Origin of the sequence: Comamonas sp. lk, assembly GCF_900564145.1 — a bacterium.
GTDB lineage: Bacteria > Pseudomonadota > Gammaproteobacteria > Burkholderiales > Burkholderiaceae_C > Comamonas.
This window is the reverse complement of record NZ_UOOB01000001.1, coordinates 1052009-1070922: the sequence shown is the minus strand read 5'-3', so window position 1 is coordinate 1070922 and position 18914 is coordinate 1052009. Positions and strand designations below refer to the sequence as shown.

19 protein-coding genes and 2 tRNA genes are annotated in these 18914 nt (G+C 59.4%); 10 read left to right on the top strand and 11 right to left on the bottom strand.

The annotated features are described in order from the left end of the window. The first annotated feature begins 4 nt into the window (after window positions 1–4). Window positions 5–712 carry an RNA pyrophosphohydrolase gene (locus EAO39_RS04775; protein ID WP_120966398.1) on the top strand — a complete coding sequence of 236 codons (708 nt, stop codon included), beginning with the start codon at window positions 5–7 and terminating at the stop codon, window positions 710–712. Between the two features lie 68 nt (window positions 713–780). Here the strand turns inward: EAO39_RS04775 and proB are convergent, their stop codons facing one another. The 4 genes from proB to rplU all read right to left on the bottom strand — a co-directional run bounded on the left by proB (window position 781) and on the right by rplU (window position 3888). Next, complete coding sequence (proB, locus tag EAO39_RS04770; protein ID WP_120966397.1) at window positions 781–1920, bottom strand: glutamate 5-kinase; 1140 nt, start codon at window positions 1918–1920, stop codon at window positions 781–783. 110 nt (window positions 1921–2030) lie between these two features. Next, window positions 2031–3146, bottom strand: a complete 1116-nt coding sequence (gene cgtA / locus EAO39_RS04765; RefSeq protein WP_120966396.1) for an Obg family GTPase CgtA — start codon at window positions 3144–3146, stop codon at window positions 2031–2033. A gap of 158 nt (window positions 3147–3304) precedes the next feature. Continuing rightward, entirely contained in the window at window positions 3305–3562 is a 258-nt protein-coding gene (rpmA, locus tag EAO39_RS04760; RefSeq protein ID WP_120966395.1) for a 50S ribosomal protein L27, read from the bottom strand. Between the two features lie 14 nt (window positions 3563–3576). After that, entirely contained in the window at window positions 3577–3888 is a 312-nt protein-coding gene (gene rplU, locus EAO39_RS04755) for a 50S ribosomal protein L21 (RefSeq protein WP_099738605.1), read from the bottom strand. Between the two features lie 237 nt (window positions 3889–4125). Between rplU and EAO39_RS04750 the strand changes: the two genes are divergently transcribed. From EAO39_RS04750 to EAO39_RS04715, 8 genes are all read left to right on the top strand, one after another. Continuing rightward, on the top strand, window positions 4126–5055 hold the full coding sequence (locus tag EAO39_RS04750) for a polyprenyl synthetase family protein (RefSeq protein ID WP_120966394.1): 930 nt from the start codon (window positions 4126–4128) through the stop codon (window positions 5053–5055). A gap of 39 nt (window positions 5056–5094) precedes the next feature. Continuing rightward, window positions 5095–5163 (top strand) — tRNA-Pro (locus tag EAO39_RS04745). Between the two features lie 139 nt (window positions 5164–5302). Beyond that, window positions 5303–7045, top strand: coding sequence for a type IV-A pilus assembly ATPase PilB (gene pilB, locus EAO39_RS04740; protein WP_120966393.1), 1743 nt, complete (start codon window positions 5303–5305; stop codon window positions 7043–7045). A 32-nt stretch (window positions 7046–7077) separates the two neighbouring features. Then, window positions 7078–8295, top strand: coding sequence for a type II secretion system F family protein (locus EAO39_RS04735; RefSeq protein ID WP_120966392.1), 1218 nt, complete (start codon window positions 7078–7080; stop codon window positions 8293–8295). Continuing rightward, a complete protein-coding gene (locus EAO39_RS04730; RefSeq protein WP_120966391.1) occupies window positions 8295–9164 on the top strand; it encodes an A24 family peptidase in 870 nt (289 codons plus the stop codon). Before EAO39_RS04735 ends, EAO39_RS04730 begins: the two co-directional genes overlap by 1 nt. Before the next feature lie 3 nt (window positions 9165–9167). After that, entirely contained in the window at window positions 9168–9806 is a 639-nt protein-coding gene (gene coaE / locus EAO39_RS04725; protein ID WP_120966390.1) for a dephospho-CoA kinase, read from the top strand. Between the two features lie 87 nt (window positions 9807–9893). Continuing rightward, window positions 9894–10649 (top strand): cell division protein ZapD, encoded by a 756-nt coding sequence (gene zapD / locus EAO39_RS04720; protein WP_120966389.1) that lies wholly within the window; start codon window positions 9894–9896, stop codon window positions 10647–10649. Window positions 10650–10750: 101 nt separating this feature from the next. Further along, window positions 10751–10960 (top strand): DNA gyrase inhibitor YacG, encoded by a 210-nt coding sequence (locus EAO39_RS04715; RefSeq protein ID WP_120966388.1) that lies wholly within the window; start codon window positions 10751–10753, stop codon window positions 10958–10960. A gap of 6 nt (window positions 10961–10966) precedes the next feature. On the opposite strand, the gene EAO39_RS04710 is transcribed toward EAO39_RS04715, so the two are convergent. The 4 genes from EAO39_RS04710 to secA all read right to left on the bottom strand — a co-directional run bounded on the left by EAO39_RS04710 (window position 10967) and on the right by secA (window position 16778). Further along, window positions 10967–11461 carry an NUDIX domain-containing protein gene (locus EAO39_RS04710; RefSeq protein ID WP_120966387.1) on the bottom strand — a complete coding sequence of 165 codons (495 nt, stop codon included), beginning with the start codon at window positions 11459–11461 and terminating at the stop codon, window positions 10967–10969. After that, a complete protein-coding gene (locus EAO39_RS04705) occupies window positions 11462–12409 on the bottom strand; it encodes an ATP-binding protein (protein WP_240466897.1) in 948 nt (315 codons plus the stop codon). It abuts the gene before it with no gap. A gap of 235 nt (window positions 12410–12644) precedes the next feature. After that, the gene (argJ, locus tag EAO39_RS04700; protein WP_120966386.1) at window positions 12645–13874 is read right to left on the bottom strand and encodes a bifunctional glutamate N-acetyltransferase/amino-acid acetyltransferase ArgJ; all 1230 of its coding nucleotides are present in this window, start codon (window positions 13872–13874) and stop codon (window positions 12645–12647) included. A gap of 144 nt (window positions 13875–14018) precedes the next feature. Beyond that, on the bottom strand, window positions 14019–16778 hold the full coding sequence (gene secA, locus EAO39_RS04695; RefSeq protein ID WP_120966385.1) for a preprotein translocase subunit SecA: 2760 nt from the start codon (window positions 16776–16778) through the stop codon (window positions 14019–14021). Window positions 16779–17085: 307 nt separating this feature from the next. Between secA and EAO39_RS04690 the strand changes: the two genes are divergently transcribed. After that, window positions 17086–17391 (top strand): hypothetical protein, encoded by a 306-nt coding sequence (locus EAO39_RS04690; RefSeq protein WP_120966384.1) that lies wholly within the window; start codon window positions 17086–17088, stop codon window positions 17389–17391. Window positions 17392–17475: 84 nt separating this feature from the next. Here EAO39_RS04690 and EAO39_RS04685 read toward each other — a convergent pair. From EAO39_RS04685 to EAO39_RS04675, 3 genes are all read right to left on the bottom strand, one after another. After that, window positions 17476–17551, bottom strand: a tRNA-Thr gene (locus tag EAO39_RS04685). 103 nt (window positions 17552–17654) lie between these two features. After that, entirely contained in the window at window positions 17655–18164 is a 510-nt protein-coding gene (locus EAO39_RS04680) for a ClpXP protease specificity-enhancing factor (protein ID WP_120966383.1), read from the bottom strand. Window positions 18165–18252: 88 nt separating this feature from the next. Then, window positions 18253–18864 carry a glutathione S-transferase N-terminal domain-containing protein gene (locus EAO39_RS04675; protein WP_120966382.1) on the bottom strand — a complete coding sequence of 204 codons (612 nt, stop codon included), beginning with the start codon at window positions 18862–18864 and terminating at the stop codon, window positions 18253–18255. Between the last annotated feature and the right edge of the window lie 50 nt (window positions 18865–18914).

Here is an 18914-nt window from a genome sequence, read left to right as displayed (position 1 = left end):
GATTATGCTTGACCGGGACGGATTCCGCCCGAACGTCGGCATCATCCTGCTCAACCAAAGAAACCAGGTGTTCTGGGGAAAACGCATTCGCACCCACAGCTGGCAGTTTCCGCAAGGTGGTATTGACCGGGGGGAGACACCCGAGCAAGCCATGTTTAGAGAGCTGCACGAAGAGGTGGGGCTGATGCCCAATCACGTTCGCGTGGTTGCCCGAACCCGGGATTGGTTGCGCTACGAGGTGCCAGACCGGTACATCCGCCGCGACGCGCGCGGGCATTACAAAGGCCAGAAACAGATATGGTTTCTGCTTCAACTGGTAGGTCACGACTGGGATTTGAACCTGCGTGCCACCGATCATCCGGAGTTTGACGCCTGGCGGTGGAATGACTATTGGGTGCCGCTGGATGTAGTGGTCGAGTTCAAACGCGGCGTTTATGAAATGGCGCTGACCGAGCTGTCACGCTTTGTGCCACGCAGCGAGCAGCAGCGCAATCGCTATTTACGCAGCGGCTTGCGCCCACGTGAGCAGGAAGGTGCCAGCGGCAATGCCTTTGCACCGCCGTCGCCACCGCAGCACATGCAACCCATGTACCCTGCGCGCACCGGCCACTTTCGCATCAACCCTGGCATGGAGCTGCCGCCAGGTGCCAGCTTCGATCCCGATCCTCAGACCAATCTGACGGACCCGCCGGACACCAAGCCGCTGCAATAAAGCCAGCTAAAAACAAAAGCCGTGATGCTCAACACATCACGGCTTTTTCACTTAGAAGTCCTGCGAGTTCAGCGCCCGGACACCACCATGTTGTCGCGGTGCACCATCTCCGGGCCGGCGGAATAGCCGAGCAAGCTTTCAATCTCGGCCGAGCTTTTGCGGCACAGCAAACGCGCCTCGGCGCTGGCATAGCTGGCCAGACCACGGGCGATCTCAAGACCTTGCTCATCACGCACGGCAATCACCTCGCCGCGCGAGAAATCGCCATCCACAGCCATCATGCCAATCGGCAACAGGCTCTTTCCTTCATCGCGCAGCTTGGCCACGGCACCGGCATCCACCGTCACCGAGCCGCGCAGCTTCAGATGATCGGCAATCCACTGCTTGCGGGCCTGCATCTTGTGCGTACGCGCCAGCAACAGCGTGCCGATGGATTCGCCTTGCGTCAGGCGCAGCAACACATCGCGCTCACGCCCCCAGGCGATCACCGTGGAAGCACCCGAACCGGCGGCCCGCTTGGCGGCCAGGATCTTGGTGATCATGCCGCCGGTACCGATCGACAGGCCCGCGCCGCCGGCCATGGCCTCCAGCGTGACATCGCCGGCTTCGGCCACATCGATGAACTTTGCGTCGGGGTTCTTGCGTGGATCGGCGCTGTACAGGCCGCGCTGATCGGTCAGGATGATGAGGGCATCAGCCTCCACCAGATTCGCCACCAGCGCGCCCAGCGTGTCGTTGTCGCCAAACTTGATCTCATCGATGACCACGGTGTCGTTTTCATTGATGACGGGCACCACTCCCAGCTGCAGCAAGGTCAACAGCGTGGTGCGGGCGTTCAGATAACGCTCACGATCAGCCAGATCGGCGTGGGTGAGCAGCACCTGGGCGCTGGGTACGTTCTGCTCGCGCAGCTTGGTCTCATACATCTGGGCCAGGCCCATCTGCCCCACGGCGGCGGCCGCCTGCAACTCATGCACCTCGGTCGGTCGCGTGGCCCAGCCCAGGCGCTTCATGCCTTCGGCGATGGCACCGCTGGAGACCATGATGACCTCGCGCTTGACGCCATCTTCACCGTTCACCAAAGCCGCCAGCTGGCGACTCCATTCCTGAATGGCAGCTTCATCCAGACCCCGACCTTCATTGGTAACCAGGCTGGAGCCGACTTTGACGACGATGCGATGCGCATCACGCAACACGTTGGAAGACATGAGGAATTACAGTATTTAAAGCCTCCAGCCCTTATAAATCAAGCGCTAGAAGCTATGAAATTCAAAGCAAAACAGCGCACCAGGTGCGCTGCAGGGATCTAGCCTCTAGCTTATTCCGGATCCTGCGGTGCAAAACGCGGATCGGTCAGATCGGGGCCAGAATCTTCGATTTCGATAAAACGGGGGTCCACTTCCTTGACGCCCTGTTCCAGCTTCTGCTGTGCTTGCACATGCTCGAAGATCTTGCGGATCAGCGGTTCGCAGCCTTCACGCGTCAGAGCCGAAATCTCATAGACCGGACCCTTCCACTTGAAGCGCTTGACAAAGTCCTTGACCTTGGCCGCACGCTCTTCCTGCGGAACCATGTCCAGCTTGTTGAGCACCAGCCAGCGCGGCTTCTCATAAAGCTCGGCATCGTATTTCTTGAGCTCGCCAACAATGGCCTTGGCCTGCTCCACAGGATCCACGGCCTCGTCAAACGGAGCCAGATCCACCACATGCAGCAGCAAACGCGTGCGCTGCAGATGGCGCAAGAACTGGTGACCCAGACCCGCACCTTCGGAGGCGCCTTCGATCAGACCCGGAATATCGGCCACCACAAAGCTTTTCTCCGGACCCACGCGCACCACACCCAGGTTGGGATACAAGGTGGTGAAAGGGTAGTCGGCAATCTTGGGGCGCGCATTGGACACGGCCGTGATGAAGGTAGACTTGCCCGCATTCGGCATGCCCAGCAGGCCCACATCAGCCAGCACCTTCAGCTCCAGCTTCAAGCTGAAACGCTCACCCGGCCAGCCCGGCGTCTTCTGGCGCGGAGCACGGTTGATGGCGCTCTTGAAGCGCAGATTGCCGTAGCCGCCATCGCCGCCCTTGGCAATGGTGATGACTTCACCCGGGTTGAGCAGCTCGAACAGCACCTCGCCGGTTTCGGAATCGCTGATGATGGTGCCCACAGGCATGTGCAAGGTGATGTCATCACCGGCAACACCGAACATGTCCGAGCCCTTGCCGTGCTCACCGCGCTTGGCGTCGTAGCGACGCGAGTAGCGGTAATCCACCAGGGTATTCAGATTGACATCGGCCACGGCGAACACGTGACCACCACGGCCCCCGTCTCCACCGTCAGGGCCGCCAAATTCCTTGTATTTTTCGTGCCGGAAAGACACGCAACCATTTCCGCCGTCTCCGGCCGAAATGTCGATAAAAGCTTCGTCAACAAACTTCATGAGGCATCCAGTTTACAAAATCAGTGTGCACCAGAAGCCCTAGGCCACACTTTTGAGTGGTCAAAACACATGCCCCATTTGCCAGTTGGAGCCAACTCAAGGCATTCTCAAACAACAAAGCCCCGACAAGTCGGGGCTTTGTTCAGGTCAAATACGACTTAGGCAGCCGTGATGTTGACTGTGTGCTTGGACAGAGCGCCCTTGACTGCAAACGACACGTGGCCGTCCACCAGTGCAAACAGGGTGTGATCCTTGCCCACGCCGACGTTGTCGCCAGGGTGGAACTTGGTGCCGCGTTGACGCACGATGATCGAGCCAGCAGTGATCAACTCACCACCAAAGGCCTTCACGCCGAGCATTTTTGGCTTGGAATCACGTCCATTGCGCGTAGAGCCGCCGCCTTTTTTCTGTGCCATGACTCAGCTCCTACTTAAGCAGCAATTGCCACGATTTGCAGTTCGGTGAACTGTTGACGATGGCCTTGACGTTTTTGATAGTGCTTACGACGACGCATCTTGAAGATGTGCACTTTGTCGTGCTTGCCGTGAGCAACCACAGTTGCCTTCACAGTTGCGCCGGACACCAGGGGAGCGCCGATCTTGATTTCAGAGCCGTTGCCGACTGCCAAAACTTGATCGATCACAATTTCCTGGCCTACGTCCGCAGCAATCTGTTCTACTTTAATTTTTTCGCCAGCAGCAACACGATATTGCTTGCCGCCGGTTTTTATGACCGCGTACATGTAAACCTCTTTACTTTGAGAGTTCTGCGGACGAATTTCCACAGAGCCGACAATTCTAGCACGATGCAAAATTTCATGCGTAGATACCCTCAAGCTGCGCTATCTTGACCTTGTCGCACCCTCACTGCGCCCAGGTACTCACGCCATATTTCTATAATCGACAGTCCACTTGGCGGTTCCATCACCTTGACTACAGAAATCACAACTCCCAATCCGCTTGCCCTGATCGCTGACGATATGCGCGAAGTGGATCAAGTCATCGCTCAGCGCCTGACGACCAGCGTTCCCCTGGTTGCCCAGATTTCCCAATACATCATTGCTGCAGGCGGCAAGCGTCTGCGCCCCGCACTGCTGCTCATGGTCAGCAGCGCCCTGGGCCATCAAGGCCGGGACAAGTACATTCTGGCTGCCGTGGTGGAGCTGATTCACACCGCCACCTTGCTGCACGACGACGTGGTGGATGAATCCACGCTGCGCCGCGGCCGCCCTACCGCCAACGAAACCTTCGGCAACCCCGCCAGTGTTCTGGTCGGGGACTTTCTGCACACCCGCTCCTTTCAGATGATGGTGGAAGTGGGTAGCATGCGCGTGCTCAAAATTCTGTCCGACGCCACCAACGTGATTGCCGAAGGCGAGGTTCAGCAGCTGATCAACACCCATGATGCGTCGCTGACCGAAGCCGGTTATCTGCACGTCATTCGCTCCAAAACCGCGCAGCTGTTCGAAGCCAGCGCCCAGCTTGCCGCCGTGCTGGCGGGCGCGTCACCGGAAGTGGAGCAGGCTTGCGCCACCTACGGCCAAGCCTTGGGCACCGCGTTTCAGATCATTGATGACGTGCTGGACTACACCGGCAACGCACAGGAAATGGGCAAGAACCTTGGCGATGATTTGCGCGAAGGCAAGTGCACTCTGCCATTGATTGCCGCCATGCAATGCGGCACGCCGGAGCAGGCCAGCATCGTTCGCCATGCCATCGAGCAAGGCTCCACCGATCAACTGGACGCCGTGGTGGACATCGTTCGCAGCACGGGCGCGCTGGACATTGCCCGCGCCGCCGCCCACGATGAAGCACACCGCGCCATCAAGGCGCTGGAGGCTTTGCCAAACAATGCCCATACAGCCAACTTGCTACAGTTGGCGTCTCAGCTTTTGGAGCGTCGCACTTAAATCGCCAAGCGCCGTTTTTACGCCCCGCATCAAGGTCCTCGGGGTGTAGCTTTGCCGGGTAAAGCGCCAGGTTCGGGACCGGGGGTTCGAATCCTCTCACCCCGACCATTGCGCTCAAGCATTCCCGCTTTTGTTGAGCCAAGTTCAAAGGCCTTGCTTTGCTGCGAGCACCAGGGTTGGTCAATATGACTTGCAACATACCAAGAATGATAGGATAACCTTCCTCTCGTCCTACAAATTTGGTTACATGGCTGCAGCTGATTCCTCGCAAAAAAACCCGTCAGCACCGGTCGTCTTGCCCGGTTTAGGCCGGGCGTTGATTTCTGCCGGCAAAATATCCCAGCAGGCTGCCGAAGCCGCAGTCAAAAAAGCAGCCACCAACAAGACCCCTTTCATCACGGAACTGAGCCAGTCCGGAGAAATCAGCACGCTGGAAATTGCGGAGACGATTTCCACCATGTTCAGCACTCCGCTGCTGGATTTGAGTGCCATTGATACCCAGCAGCTGCCACACGATTTGCTGGACGCAAAGATCAGCAGCACCTATCAGGTGCTGGCCCTGAGCAAGCGCGGCAACCGCATCATCATCGCCACTGCCGACCCCACGCAGGCAGGCGCGGCCGAACAGATCAAATTCGCCACACAGCTGACGGTGGACTGGGTGGTTGTGGAGGCCGACAAGCTGAAAAAGCTGGTTGACCAGGCCAGCAAAAGCGTCAGTGAATCCTTGGAGTCCTACTCCAGCTCTGGCGATTTCGATTTTGATGATGTCAAGATCGAGGATGCGCCAGAGGAAAAGGACAACAGCGCCGGCGCCGACGTGGAAGACGCACCCGTCGTCAAATTTCTGCACAAGATGCTGCTCGATGCGTTCAATATGCGCGCATCGGACTTGCACTTCGAACCCTACGAGCACACTTACCGCGTACGTTTCCGTATCGACGGCGAACTGCGCGAGATGGCGTCTCCGCCCATCGCCATCAAGGACAAGCTGGCTTCGCGCATCAAGGTGATCTCGCGCCTGGACATCTCGGAAAAGCGCGTCCCCCAGGATGGCCGCATGAAGCTCAAGGTCGGCCCGGACCGAGTGATCGACTTTCGCGTGAGCACACTGCCCACCCTGTTTGGCGAAAAAATCGTGATCCGTATTCTGGACCCGAGCTCGGCCAAGATGGGGATTGAGGCCCTCGGTTACGAACCCGAGGAAAAAGAGCGCCTGCTGTCCGCCATCAAGCGTCCATACGGCATGATTCTGGTCACCGGCCCCACAGGCTCGGGCAAGACCGTGTCGCTTTATACCTGCCTGAACCTGCTCAATCAGCCCGGGGTGAACATTGCCACGGCAGAAGACCCCTCGGAAATCAACATGCCCGGGGTCAACCAGGTCAATGTGAACGAGAAGGCCGGCCTGACGTTTGCCGCAGCACTCAAGTCTTTCCTGCGCCAGGATCCCGACATCATCATGGTCGGTGAAATCCGGGATCTGGAAACCGCGGACATCTCCATCAAGGCGGCCCAGACGGGTCACCTGGTGCTGTCCACGCTGCACACCAACGATGCGCCCACCACGCTCACGCGTATGCGCAATATGGGCATTGCACCCTTCAATATTGCATCCAGCGTGATTCTCATCACCGCCCAACGCCTGGCTCGCCGCTTGTGCCCGCAATGCAAGCAACCCGCAGACATTCCTCGTGACGCCTTGCTGGATGCCGGGTATGCGGATGAGGAAGTCGACGGCAGCTGGGTGACCTACAGGCCGGTAGGCTGCTCCGCCTGCAACAATGGCTACAAGGGACGCGTCGGCATCTACCAGGTCATGCCCATCAGCGAAGAAATACAACGCATCATTTTGCGCGACGGCAGTGCACTGGAAATTGCAGCCCAGGCCAAGGCTGAGGGTGTACGCTCCTTGCGCGGCTCAGGCCTGCATAAAGTCAAACTGGGGCTGACATCACTGGAAGAAGTGCTGGCGGTAACCAACGAATAAGACACGGCGCAAGCCACAAGCGAGGGAGCACCATGGCCACAGCAGCGTCCAAGGGCATCAAGGAATTTGTTTTCGAGTGGGAAGGCAAGGACCGCAACGGCAAGATCGTGCGCGGAGAAACCCGTGCCGGCGGCGACAACCAGGTCCAGGCCATGCTGCGCCGTCAAGGCATCTTGCCTACCAAGATCAAAAAGCGCAGAACCAAGGGCGGCAAGAAGATCAAGCCCAAGGACATCGCCCTTTTCACCCGCCAACTGGCCACCATGATGAAAGCGGGCGTGCCTTTGCTGCAGGCCTTTGACATTGTGGGCCGCGGCAACACCAATGCCAGCGTGACCCGCTTGCTCAACGACATACGCTCGGATGTGGAGACCGGCACGTCGCTGAGCGCGGCGTTCCGCAAGCACCCGCTGTACTTCAACAGCCTCTACTGCAATCTGGTCGAAGCCGGTGAAGCCGCCGGTATTTTGGAAGCCCTTCTCGATCGTCTTGCCACCTATATGGAGAAGACCGAGGCCATCAAGTCCAAGATCAAATCGGCGCTGATGTACCCCATGTCGGTGATCGTGGTGGCCTTCGTCGTGGTGACCGTCATCATGATTTTTGTGATTCCCGCCTTCAAGGAAGTCTTCAGCTCCTTCGGCGCCGACCTGCCTGCACCCACGCTGCTCGTCATGGGCATCAGCGACTATTTTGTGCAATGGTGGTGGCTGATTTTTGGCGTGCTGGGCGGCGGCATCTACTTCTTCATGCAGGCCTGGAAGCGCAATGAGCGCGTGCAGCAATTCATGGACAGAGCCACGCTGAAGATGCCGGTGTTCGGCGTCCTGATTGAAAAATCCTGCGTGGCACGCTGGACACGCACGCTGTCGACCATGTTTGCAGCCGGCGTACCGCTGGTCGAAGCACTGGACTCCGTGGGCGGAGCCTCTGGCAACTACATCTACCAGCACGCCACGGAAAAAATTCAACAGGAAGTCTCTACCGGCACCAGCCTGACAGTGGCCATGACCAATGCCAATGTCTTTCCCTCCATGGTGATCCAGATGTGTGCCATCGGTGAAGAATCCGGCTCCATAGACCACATGCTGGGCAAGGCGGCCGACTTCTACGAAGAGGAAGTCGACGACATGGTGGCCGGCCTGTCCAGCCTGATGGAGCCCATCATCATCGTGTTTCTGGGCACGCTGATCGGCGGCATTGTGGTGTCCATGTATCTGCCTATCTTCAAACTGGGTCAAGTGGTCTGATGATTTCCGAATTGGGTATAAATGCCGCAGCTGGCGGCCTGCTGGGTCTGCTGATCGGCAGTTTCTTGAATGTGGTCATCCACCGCCTGCCGCGCATGATGGAGCAGGAATGGCATACCGAATGCGCGCAGTGGGCCGAGGAGCAAAAGGACAAAGGCGCCAAGATCCAGTTGCCGCCCGCAGCCGAACCTGTCACCCTGAGCCAACCACGTTCGCGCTGCCCGCACTGCGGCCACGCGATTGCCTGGTATGAAAACGTTCCGGTATTCAGCTATCTGTTTCTGCGCGGCCGCTGCGCGGATTGCAAAAAGTCCATCAGCCCTCGCTATCCGCTGGTGGAGCTGGTCTGCGCCGCCTTGTTTGCCCTTTGCCTAGCCCGCTACGGGCTCACGCCTACGGGCTTTGCCTGGTGCGGCTTCAGCGCGGTCTTGCTGACTCTGGCCTTGATTGACTGGGACACCACTTTATTGCCCGACTCCCTCACCCTGCCCCTGCTGTGGGCCGGCCTGATGGCTTCCGCCCTGCAATGGACGACAGTGCCGCTGAACCAATCCCTGTGGGGGGCCGTGGCCGGATACCTGTCTCTGTGGCTGATCTTCTGGGCCTTCAAGCTCGCCACCGGCAAGGAAGGCATGGGTCATGGCGACTTCAAGCTGTTTGCCGCACTGGGTGCCTGGTTTGGCTGGCCCGCGCTGATTCCCATCATTCTCATGGCCTCCGTCGTGGGCACCGTCATCGGTATTGCTCTCAAAATCAATAGCAAACTGCGCGAGGGCGGCTATGTGCCTTTTGGCCCCTTTCTTGCCGGCGGCGGCTTTGCCTGCCTGTTCTGGGGTCCCCAGGCCATCCTGGGCTACATCGGCCTCTAAGTCATGCCGACGCCCCAGACCCCCAGCAAGCCCGCCCCATCTTTTCGACTCGGGCTGACGGGCGGCATAGGCAGCGGCAAAAGCACGGTGGCACAGCGCCTGGCCGAGCGTGGAGCCGCCGTCATCGACGCGGACCAGATCTCCCGCAGCCTGACCGCCACCGGAGGCGCAGCCCTGCCCGCCATTGCCCGGAGCTTTGGCAGCGATCTGATTGATGCCGCTGGCGCACTGAATCGCGCCCGCATGCGCGAGCTGGTTTTTGCGCAAGCCGATGCCCGGCAAAAGCTCGAAGCCATTGTTCACCCGCTGATCGCTGAACAAACCCAGGCCCGGGTACGTCAGGCCGTCAGCGAAGGCCGCCGGCTTATCGTTCACGACATACCGCTTCTGGTGGAATCCGGGCACTGGCGCAGCCAGCTCGATGCCGTGCTGGTGGTGGACTGCCGCGAGTCCACGCAAATTGAGCGCGTGATGGCGCGCAGCGGCCTGAGCCGCGAGGCCGTGCAAGCCATCATCGCCGCCCAGGCCAGCCGGGAGCAGCGCCTGGCTGCGGCCGATTGGCTGCTCTATAACGACGAAGCCATGTCGCTGGAGGCTTTGCACGCATATACCGATCAAATCGCCACCTGGTTCGGGCTATGATGCAGGCCATGGTTTGGCCTGTGCGTGTGATCACCGCATGTGCGCGTTAACCGCTGAATCCTGCGTGCCCCAAGGAGCCCAGCAAGCGTGATCCTGTACGAATATCCTTTTAACGAGCGCCTGAGAACCTATCTGCGTCTGGAGCAGCTGTATCGCCGCCTGAGCGAGCTGCTCACCCGCGCGCATCCGGTAGATCACCATTTCGCCCTGGTCACCCTCTTCGAGATCATCGATGTGGCCGGCCGCTCCGACCTCAAGACCGACATCCTCAAGGATCTGGAGCGCCAGAAGCACCTGCTCGAAGTCCTGCGCGACAACCCCAGCATCTCCCAGCACATGCTGCACCAGGTGGCACGGCAGGTGGAGCATTGCTTCAAGGCCGTCAACGAGCTGCCCGGCAAGACCGGTCAGTCCCTGACCGAAAACGACTGGCTGATGTCGATCCGCAGCCGCATCGGCATTCCCGGCGGCACCTGCAGCTTCGATCTGCCGGCCTACCATGCCTGGCTGAACCTCGACCCGCGCTACCGCCAGCGCGATCTGGAAGACTGGGCTGGCGAGCTCGCTCCCGTGGGCCAGTCGCTGGAGCTGATTTTGCAGCTGCTGCGCGAGACCGGCGTGCCCCAGCGCGTGGTCTCCGAACAAGGCGTATTCCAGCAAGCCATGCCCGCAGGCCGCAGCTTCCAGTTGCTGCGTCTGCGCATTGATGGCGGCTTGCACCTGATTCCCGAGATCAGCGGCAACCGCCTGCTGGTGTCCGTGCGTCTGCTGCGCACCGAAAACGGCAGCAAGCCCTTGCCCAGCAAAGAGGATGCGGCTTTCGAGCTAACACTCTGCGCTTGACGGCGGCACCAACGGCGCAGCAAGCCCTCTGATTGAGCCACCGCAAGCGGCTCAATCGCTTGGATGAAGCCGTGTTTTTTCAGCTGTGATACATCTACGCCATGAGCACTGACAACCACTCCCCCACCATGGTGGCCTGCCCCACCTGTGGTGGCCCCAGCGTTTTTGCGCCCAGCAACAAATTCCGTCCCTTCTGCAGCCAGCGCTGCCGCCAGATCGACCTGGGCGCATGGGCCAATGAAGAGTTTCGCGTACCGGCACAGACACCGCCCGAAGATGCTCCGTTTGGCGACCCCAAAACCGAGCCCTGAGCCAGCTCAAGCCGGCTGTCTGGCCTCGTAATACGCAGCATCAAACACCAGGCCACGCTCATCGCTGAGCCATTGCAGCACCGGGTAGGCGCCGGGCAGCACCGGATGCACTTGCAGCGGCAACTGCTGCCAGGCCATTTGCTGGCCTTCGCGCATTTCAAATTCGCCCGTCCACTCCGTCACCTTGCACCAGTGCAGACGCACCAGCGCGTGCGGATAGTCATGCTCCGTCACCTTCCAGGTGTGGGCTGCGCCAATGGTCACGCCCAGCTCCTCGATCAGCTCGCGGCGCAGGGCCTGTTCCACGGTTTCACCGGCCTCCAGCTTGCCGCCGGGAAACTCCCAGAAGCCCGCATAGGGCTTGCCCATGGGGCGACTGGTCAGCAGCAAGGCGCCATCGGATTCGCGCAGCAGCACGCCCACGGCGACTTCCGTGTATTTGCGAGTGGACGCAGTCGTTTCAACAGTCACTGGCAACCTTTTCTTTCCAAGTTTTTGCATTCACTCCAGGTCGGCTTCTTCGGCCAGACCCTGGACATCTTCTATGCGCGCACCTGCAGCCGCAGGACGTTCGGCACGCCCGGCATAGTCACGCGCAAACTGATGGGCCACGCGGCCGCTGCGCGAGCCACGCTCCAGCGCCCAGACCAGGGCTTCGGGCCTTGCTGCATCGATGGCCGCCTGATCCATACCCAGGGCAGACATCCATTGCGCCACCACGCGCAGGTATTCGTCCTGGCTGAAGGGATAGAAACTCACCCACAGGCCAAAGCGCTCGGATAGGGAAATCTTCTCTTCCACCACCTCGCCGGGATGAATCTCGCCGTTGTCGGATTTTTGGGTACTCAGGTTGTCCGTCATGTACTCGGGCAACAGATGGCGGCGGTTGCTGGTGGCATAGACCAGCACATTGGCGCTGGCTGCAGACACCGAGCCATCGAGAATCGACTTCATGGCCTTGTAGCCGGGCTCGCCCTCTTCAAAGCTCAGGTCATCGCAGTAGATGATGAACTTCTCGGGCCGGCCGGCGACCACGTCCACAATGTCGGGCAAATCGGTCAGATCAGCCTTATCCACCTCGATCAGACGCAGGCCTTGGGGCGCATAACTGTGCAGGCAGGCGCGAATCAGCGAAGACTTGCCCGTGCCGCGCGCGCCCGTCAGCAGCACGTTGTTGGCCGTGCGCCCCTGCACGAACTGCTCGGTGTTGCGCGCAATCTTCTCTTTTTGCACCTCGATGTTCTGCAGATCCGACAGATTCATCTCGCCCACATGGCGCACTGGCTCCAACACGCCGCAGCCGTTGGAACGCTTGCGGTAGCGCCAGGCAATGGCCGCATTCCAGTCTGCAGGCGATTGCAGCGGCTGAGGCAGCACGGCTTCGATGCGAAGCATCAGCTGTTCCGCACGCTCAACCAAGCGCTCCAAAGAGTTCATCACATCTTGCATGACCGGATCTCCATCTGTTTTGATAGCTTCTTGCGCTTGATATTTCTTGATTTCAAGCCGCAAACGATCTGAAACCTAATACAAACATGCGCATACAGCTTCTGAATTAGTAGTGCCCAAAACGGGCACACCCCAAGCAAGGGACAGCAAGCAAGCGCCGCCGCGCAGCGGGGACGCCTAGTCGATGCTGTCGTCCCCCTTGGGGGAAGCGGCAAAGCCGCTCAGGGGGCTTCAATCAGGAGCGGTAATCCGCGTTGATGGTCACGTATTCGTGGCTAAAGTCGCAAGTCCACACGGTCTGTGCTGCCTCGCCGCGGCCCAGCAGCACGCGCACGGTGATTTCCTGCTGCTTCATCACGCGCTGGCCGTCTTCTTCCTTGTACTCGGGGTTGCGACCACCGTTGACGGCCACATGCACTTCGTCCAGGTACAGGTCGATCCGGGTTTGGTCCAGATCGGCAATACCGGCATAGCCCACGGCGGCCAGAATGCGGCCCAGATTAGGGTCGGAGGCAAAGAAGGCGGTCTTGACCAGGGGGGAGTGGGCAATCGCGTAAGCCACCAGACGGCATTCCTCTTCGGTCTTGCCGCCTTCGACCTTCACCGTGATGAATTTCGTAGCACCTTCCCCATCACGCACAATGGCTTGAGCCAGTTTTTGTGCCACATCCAGCAAGGCCGCCTTGAGCTGCTGGCCTTCGGCGCTGGAGAGCGTGGTGATCTGTGCATTGCCCGCCTGGTGCGTGGCCATCAGCACAAAGGAGTCGTTGGTCGAGGTATCGCCGTCAATCGTCACGCGGTTGAAGGAGCCGTCGGCCAATTCCTTGACCAGGGGCTGCAGCAGCTCGGGAGCAATCGCCGCATCCGTGGCCATAAAGCCCAGCATGGTGGCCATATTGGGGCGAATCATGCCCGCGCCCTTGCTGATGCCGGTAATGGACACGGACTTGCCACCAATCGTCACGCTGCGGCTGAAAGCCTTGGGCAGGGTGTCGGTGGTCATGATGCCTTCGGCGGCCACGGCCCAGAGATCCGATTGAGCGGCCGCAATCGCCTTGGGCAGCGCCGCCACAATGCGATCCACGGGTAGCTCTTCCATGATCACGCCGGTGGAGAAAGGCAGGATTTGCTCGGCCGTCAGACCCAGCTCCTTGGCCAGCGCATCGCAGGTGGCCCGCGCATGGGCCAGACCGGCGGCGCCGGTGCCGGCATTGGCATTGCCGGTATTGATGACCATGGCACGGATGCCCTTGCCGGCCAGCAAATGCTCTCGGCTGACCTGCACCGGTGCGGCACAGAAGCGGTTTTGCGTGAACACACCGGCCACCGAAGCGCCTTCGTCCAGCAAGAACACCGTCACGTCCTTGCGATTGGCCTTGCGCACACCGGCTTCGGTGATGCCGATGCGAACGCCATTGATCGCCAACAGATCAGCGGCAACGGGGGCGGAAAGATTCACGGACATTGCAATGTTCCTTGTGATTGAGAAAAAACGCGCTCCATTATCGGAACAATCGAAGTCTTGATCGGCCTTGTTGGCTTTGCCATGGCAAAAAGCTGCGGCACAAACAAAAACACGGGCCGCAGCCCGTGTTTTTATCGGCAGTGATCAGGACAGTTTGCCGTGGCACTGCTTGAACTTCTTGCCGCTGCCGCAGGGGCAGGGGTCGTTGCGTCCCACATGCACGCCGTCGGGCATGGCCAGGGTTTCGGCCAGCACCACATCGCCATCCTCGGCATCGCCCTCGGTATCCGAAGGTCCGGCATAGCTCATGTGCTCCAGACTTTGTGCACCGCGCTCGTTCATGGCAACTGCGGCTTCGTCCATTTCCTCGCGGGAGCGAACCTGCACCGTCATCAGCACGCGGGTGACTTCGGTCTTGACCTGGTCGATCAGCTGGCGGAACAGCTCGAAGGCTTCGCGCTTGTATTCCTGCTTGGGCTGCTTCTGGGCATAGCCGCGCAGGTGAATGCCCTGGCGCAGATAGTCCAGAGCGGCCAGGTGGTCGCGCCAGTTGCTGTCAAAGCTTTGCAGCAGCACGGCACGCTGGAACTGGGTGAAGTTCTCCTTGCCGATCAGAGCCAGCTTGGATTCGTACATCTCGTGCGCAGCCTTGACGACCTTCTCCAAAATCTCTTCATCGGTGATCGAGTCCGAGGCCGCCACGTCGTTCTGCAAGTCTAGCGAGAGCTGCCATTCGCCAGCCAGCGCTTTCTCCAGACCCGGGATGTCCCACTGCTCTTCCATGGACTCGGCAGGCACGAATTGACGCACCACATCGGTGATCACGTCTTCGCGCATGGCGGCCAACATGCCTTCCAGATCGGCCGAGTCCAGAATGTCGTTGCGCTGCTGGTAGATGACCTTGCGCTGATCGTTGGCCACGTCGTCGTATTCGAGCAGCTGCTTGCGCATGTCGAAGTTGCGGGCTTCCACCTTGCGCTGTGCCGATTCGATGGAGCGGGTCACGATACCGGCTTCAATCGCTTCGCCCTCGGGCATCTTCAGGCGATCCATGATGGCCTTGACGCGATCGCCAGCAAAGATGCGCATGAGCTGGTCGTCCAGGCTCAGGTAAAAGCGCGAGGAACCGGGGTCGCCCTGGCGGCCCGAACGGCCACGCAGCTGGTTGTCGATACGGCGCGATTCATGGCGCTCGGTAGCGATGATGCGCAAGCCGCCCAGCTCCACGATCTTGTCGTGTGCAATCTGCCATTCGGCACGCAGCTTGTCGATTTTCTGCTGGCGCTCAGTGGGTGTCAGAGACTCATCGGCTTCCAGCTCCGCCAGTTGCTTGTCGATATTGCCGCCCAGCACGATGTCGGTACCGCGACCGGCCATGTTGGTGGCAATGGTGATCATGCCGGCGCTGCCAGCCTGGGCCACGATATCGGCCTCACGCTCGTGCTGCTTGGCATTCAGCACCTGGTGCGGCAGGTTTTCGCGATTGAGCAGCTGATCGATGATTTCGGAGTTTTCGATCGAGGTCGTGCCCACCAGCACGGGCTGGCCGCGCTCGTGGCATTCGCGGATGTCCTTGATGGCGGCGTCGTACTTTTCCTTGGTCGTCTTGTAGACGCGGTCCAGCTGGTCCTCGCGCTTGCTGGGACGGTTGGGCGGAATGACCACGGTTTCCAGACCGTAGATTTCCTGGAACTCGTAGGCCTCGGTATCGGCCGTACCCGTCATGCCCGACAGTTTTTTGTACAGACGGAAGTAGTTCTGGAAAGTGATCGAGGCCATGGTCTGGTTCTCGGCCTGAATTTCCACGCCTTCCTTGGCTTCCACGGCCTGGTGCAGACCATCGCTCCAGCGGCGACCCGCCATCAAGCGGCCGGTGAATTCGTCAACGATGACGATTTCACCGTTTTGCACCACATAGTGCTGATCGCGGAAGTACAGCTGGTTGGCACGCAGCGCGGCGTACAGGTGGTGAACCAGCGAAATATTGGAGGGGTCGTACAGCGAGGAGCCTTGCGGAATCAAGCCGGCATCGGCCAGCAGACGCTCGGCGGCCTCGTAACCCTGGTCCGTCAGATAGACCTGGTGGGACTTTTCATCCACCGTGAAATCGCCGGGCTTGGTCACGCCCTCACCGGTGCGAGGATCGGCCTCGCCTTCCTGGCGAACCAGGGCGGGCACGATCTTGTTCATGGCCACATACATGGCCGTGTGGTCTTCGGCCGGGCCGGAGATGATCAACGGCGTACGGGCTTCATCGATCAGGATGGAGTCCACCTCATCGACGATGGCGAAGTTCAGCACGCGCTGCACGCGATCGCCGGGCTCATACACCATGTTGTCACGCAGGTAGTCGAAGCCGTATTCGTTGTTCGTACCGTAGGTGATGTCGGAGTTGTAAGCGGCCTGCTTTTCCTCGCGCGAGAGGTTGGGCAGGTTGATACCTACCGTCAGTCCCAGGAAGTTGTACAGACGCGCCATGGTGGTCGCATCGCGCCTAGCCAGGTAATCGTTGACGGTCACCACGTGCACACCCTCAGCCGACAGGGCATTGAGGTAGACCGGCAAGGTTGCGGTCAGCGTCTTGCCTTCACCAGTGCGCATTTCGGCAATCTTGCCGTCATGCAGGGCCATGCCGCCTTGCATCTGCACATCGAAGTGGCGCATCTTCATGACGCGCTTGGAGCCTTCACGCACCACGGCAAAAGCTTCCGGCAGCAAATCGTTCAGCGACTCGCCGTTGGCGACGCGGCCCTTGAACTCTTGCGTCTTGGCGCGCAATGCCTCATCGCTGAGCTTTTCGTACTCAGGCTCCATCGCATTGATGCGAGCGACTGTCTTACGGTATTGCTTTAGCAGACGATCGTTGCGGCTGCCGAACAGTTTGGTGAGGAAATTGGTGGCCATGCGTGCATAGGCGTCTTGATCTTTGCTTGGCGCGCAGAACAAGACGCCCGGAATCCCTTGATTGTTGGTCTTCAGATGGGGCCGTCTCAGCCGCACTCAAGAGCTTCACAAAGCGTGAATAAAAACCTCTTGCAATGCCAAAAACTGAAACACGGACCAAAAAATGATTCTAACCGCGTCAAACACCTTTGGCTTTTCGCAGTTTTTCAGGTTTTATACGGGCTTTGATGGGCGGCAAGCCTTCAGGAAACGCCGACGGCCGCGCTGATATAAGCTGTCAGCCTGTCCGTTCCAGATCTGTGTTTGTATGTCCACCACCCGCCGCCACCATCCTGTTACCGCATTGGCGGCCATGGAATCTTCGCCCACCCTGGCGCGGCTGGCTGCGCTGACCCAGGATTCGAGCAACCGCCTCAAAGCCGTCACGCCCTTGATTCCGCCCATGCTGCGCGCAAGTTTGCAGGCCGGGCCTATTGAAGGGGATTGCTGGTGCCTGCTGGTCAAAAACAATGCGGCTGCAGCCAAGGTGCGCCAATTGCTGCCTGCCATGGCCGCCCATTTACGCACCAAGGGCTGGGACGTTGCATCCATTCGCCTGAAGGTACAGAGCTAGAGGCAAGACGGGCTTTGAGCAAGCCCGCAATGCCAAAAGGCCAAAGAAAAAACCCACATGCTTTCACATGTGGGTTCAAATCTTTGGTGCCGGTTGTCGGAATCGAACTGACGACCTACCGCTTACAAGGCGGGTGCTCTACCAACTGAGCTAAACCGGCGAAGACTGAATTCTAGCCCAGAAATTTCAGGCCAAAAGCCAAATTCCGCAATTTCTTCAAAGCCGGCTGCAAACGCATAGAGCGCCCGCAGCCGCAGCGGTATTTACTTCACTCGTTTCAGTGCAGGGCGGCCGCCCGCTGGCGGTGGGGTGCGAGGCGCGTCATCATCCGACTCCGGCGTCTTGGTGGTGACCAGTTGCACCACGCGATCATCGGCAGTGACCTCGGGTGCCTGGTCTTCGATGAACTCGATCATCTCGTCCTGAGACATCTCTTGCTCGTCCTGCTCAGCCTCTTCGGGCGGAAAGGCCATGCCCTGCCCGGTTTCGCGGGCGTAAATAGCCATCACATGGGTGATGGGCACCATGATTTCGCGGGGCTTGCCGCCAAAACGGGCCTTAAATTCCACGTGCTCGTTGCCGATCAGCAGCCCGCTGGTGGCGTCGTAGCTGATGTTGAGAACAATCTCGCCATCACGCACAAACTCCATGGGCACCTGGGTGCTGCGATCCACACGCACGGCAATGTGCGGGGTATAGCCGTTGTCGGTGCACCATTCAAACAGGGCCCGCAGCAGATACGGGCGTGTGGATGTCGCTTCGGGCGCGTTCATGTCGTTTCCTGACTTATGGATTCCAGAGACAAAAAAGCGGGCAAGGAAGGAAAGTCCTTCGCCATGCCCGCTCCAGGTTCTGCCGCAATTACTTGCGCATGACCTTTTCAGAAGGTGTCAGTGCTTCAATGTAAGCAGGGCGCGAGAAGATGCGCTCGGCGTACTTGAGCAGAGGGGCTGCGTTCTTGGACAGCTCGATACCGTAGTAATCCAGGCGCCACAGCAGAGGGGCAATGGCTACGTCCAGCATGGAGAAGTTCTCACCCAGCATGTACTTGTTCTTGAGGAACACGGGAGCCAGCTGTGTCAAGCGGTCGCGAATGTGGGCACGGGCCTTTTCCAGCACTTTTTCGTTGCCCTTGACATTGCGCTCTTCCAGAGCGCTGACGTGCACGAACAGCTCTTTTTCGAAGTTCAGCAGGAACAGGCGCACACGGGCGCGATCCACGGGATCGCCAGGCATGAGCTGAGGATGAGGGAAGCGCTCATCAATGTACTCATTGATGATGTTCGATTCATACAGAATCAGATCGCGTTCCACCAGAATTGGCACCTGGCCATAGGGGTTCATCACGCTGATCTCTTCGGGCTTGCTGAACAAGTCCACATCGCGGATCTCGAAATCCATGCCTTTTTCAAACAGCACAAAGCGGCAGCGGTGTGAAAAGGGGCAGGTCGTTCCCGAATAAAGCACCATCATGGTGGAAGCTCCTAAAAATCAAAAAGAGTGGGTCGCCCACGGCGCCCACT

Coding starts and splice junctions, on each gene's coding strand:
- argJ (WP_120966386.1), bottom strand. CDS start 13,874: ATGTCCGTGAATCTTTCCGCCCCCGTTGCCGCTGATCTGTTGGCGATC.
- EAO39_RS04675 (WP_120966382.1), bottom strand. CDS start 18,864: ATGATGGTGCTTTATTCGGGAACGACCTGCCCCTTTTCACACCGCTGC.
- rpmA (WP_120966395.1), bottom strand. CDS start 3,562: ATGGCACAGAAAAAAGGCGGCGGCTCTACGCGCAATGGACGTGATTCC.
- proB (WP_120966397.1), bottom strand. CDS start 1,920: ATGTCTTCCAACGTGTTGCGTGATGCGCATCGCATCGTCGTCAAAGTC.
- rplU (WP_099738605.1), bottom strand. CDS start 3,888: ATGTACGCGGTCATAAAAACCGGCGGCAAGCAATATCGTGTTGCTGCT.
- EAO39_RS04715 (WP_120966388.1), top strand. CDS start 10,751: ATGAGCACTGACAACCACTCCCCCACCATGGTGGCCTGCCCCACCTGT.
- EAO39_RS04775 (WP_120966398.1), top strand. CDS start 5: ATGCTTGACCGGGACGGATTCCGCCCGAACGTCGGCATCATCCTGCTC.
- EAO39_RS04710 (WP_120966387.1), bottom strand. CDS start 11,461: ATGCAAAAACTTGGAAAGAAAAGGTTGCCAGTGACTGTTGAAACGACT.
- secA (WP_120966385.1), bottom strand. CDS start 16,778: ATGGCCACCAATTTCCTCACCAAACTGTTCGGCAGCCGCAACGATCGT.
- pilB (WP_120966393.1), top strand. CDS start 5,303: ATGGCTGCAGCTGATTCCTCGCAAAAAAACCCGTCAGCACCGGTCGTC.
- EAO39_RS04730 (WP_120966391.1), top strand. CDS start 8,295: ATGATTTCCGAATTGGGTATAAATGCCGCAGCTGGCGGCCTGCTGGGT.
- EAO39_RS04735 (WP_120966392.1), top strand. CDS start 7,078: ATGGCCACAGCAGCGTCCAAGGGCATCAAGGAATTTGTTTTCGAGTGG.
- coaE (WP_120966390.1), top strand. CDS start 9,168: ATGCCGACGCCCCAGACCCCCAGCAAGCCCGCCCCATCTTTTCGACTC.
- EAO39_RS04705 (WP_240466897.1), bottom strand. CDS start 12,409: ATGCAAGATGTGATGAACTCTTTGGAGCGCTTGGTTGAGCGTGCGGAA.
- cgtA (WP_120966396.1), bottom strand. CDS start 3,146: ATGAAGTTTGTTGACGAAGCTTTTATCGACATTTCGGCCGGAGACGGC.
- EAO39_RS04750 (WP_120966394.1), top strand. CDS start 4,126: ATGCGCGAAGTGGATCAAGTCATCGCTCAGCGCCTGACGACCAGCGTT.
- EAO39_RS04690 (WP_120966384.1), top strand. CDS start 17,086: ATGTCCACCACCCGCCGCCACCATCCTGTTACCGCATTGGCGGCCATG.
- EAO39_RS04680 (WP_120966383.1), bottom strand. CDS start 18,164: ATGAACGCGCCCGAAGCGACATCCACACGCCCGTATCTGCTGCGGGCC.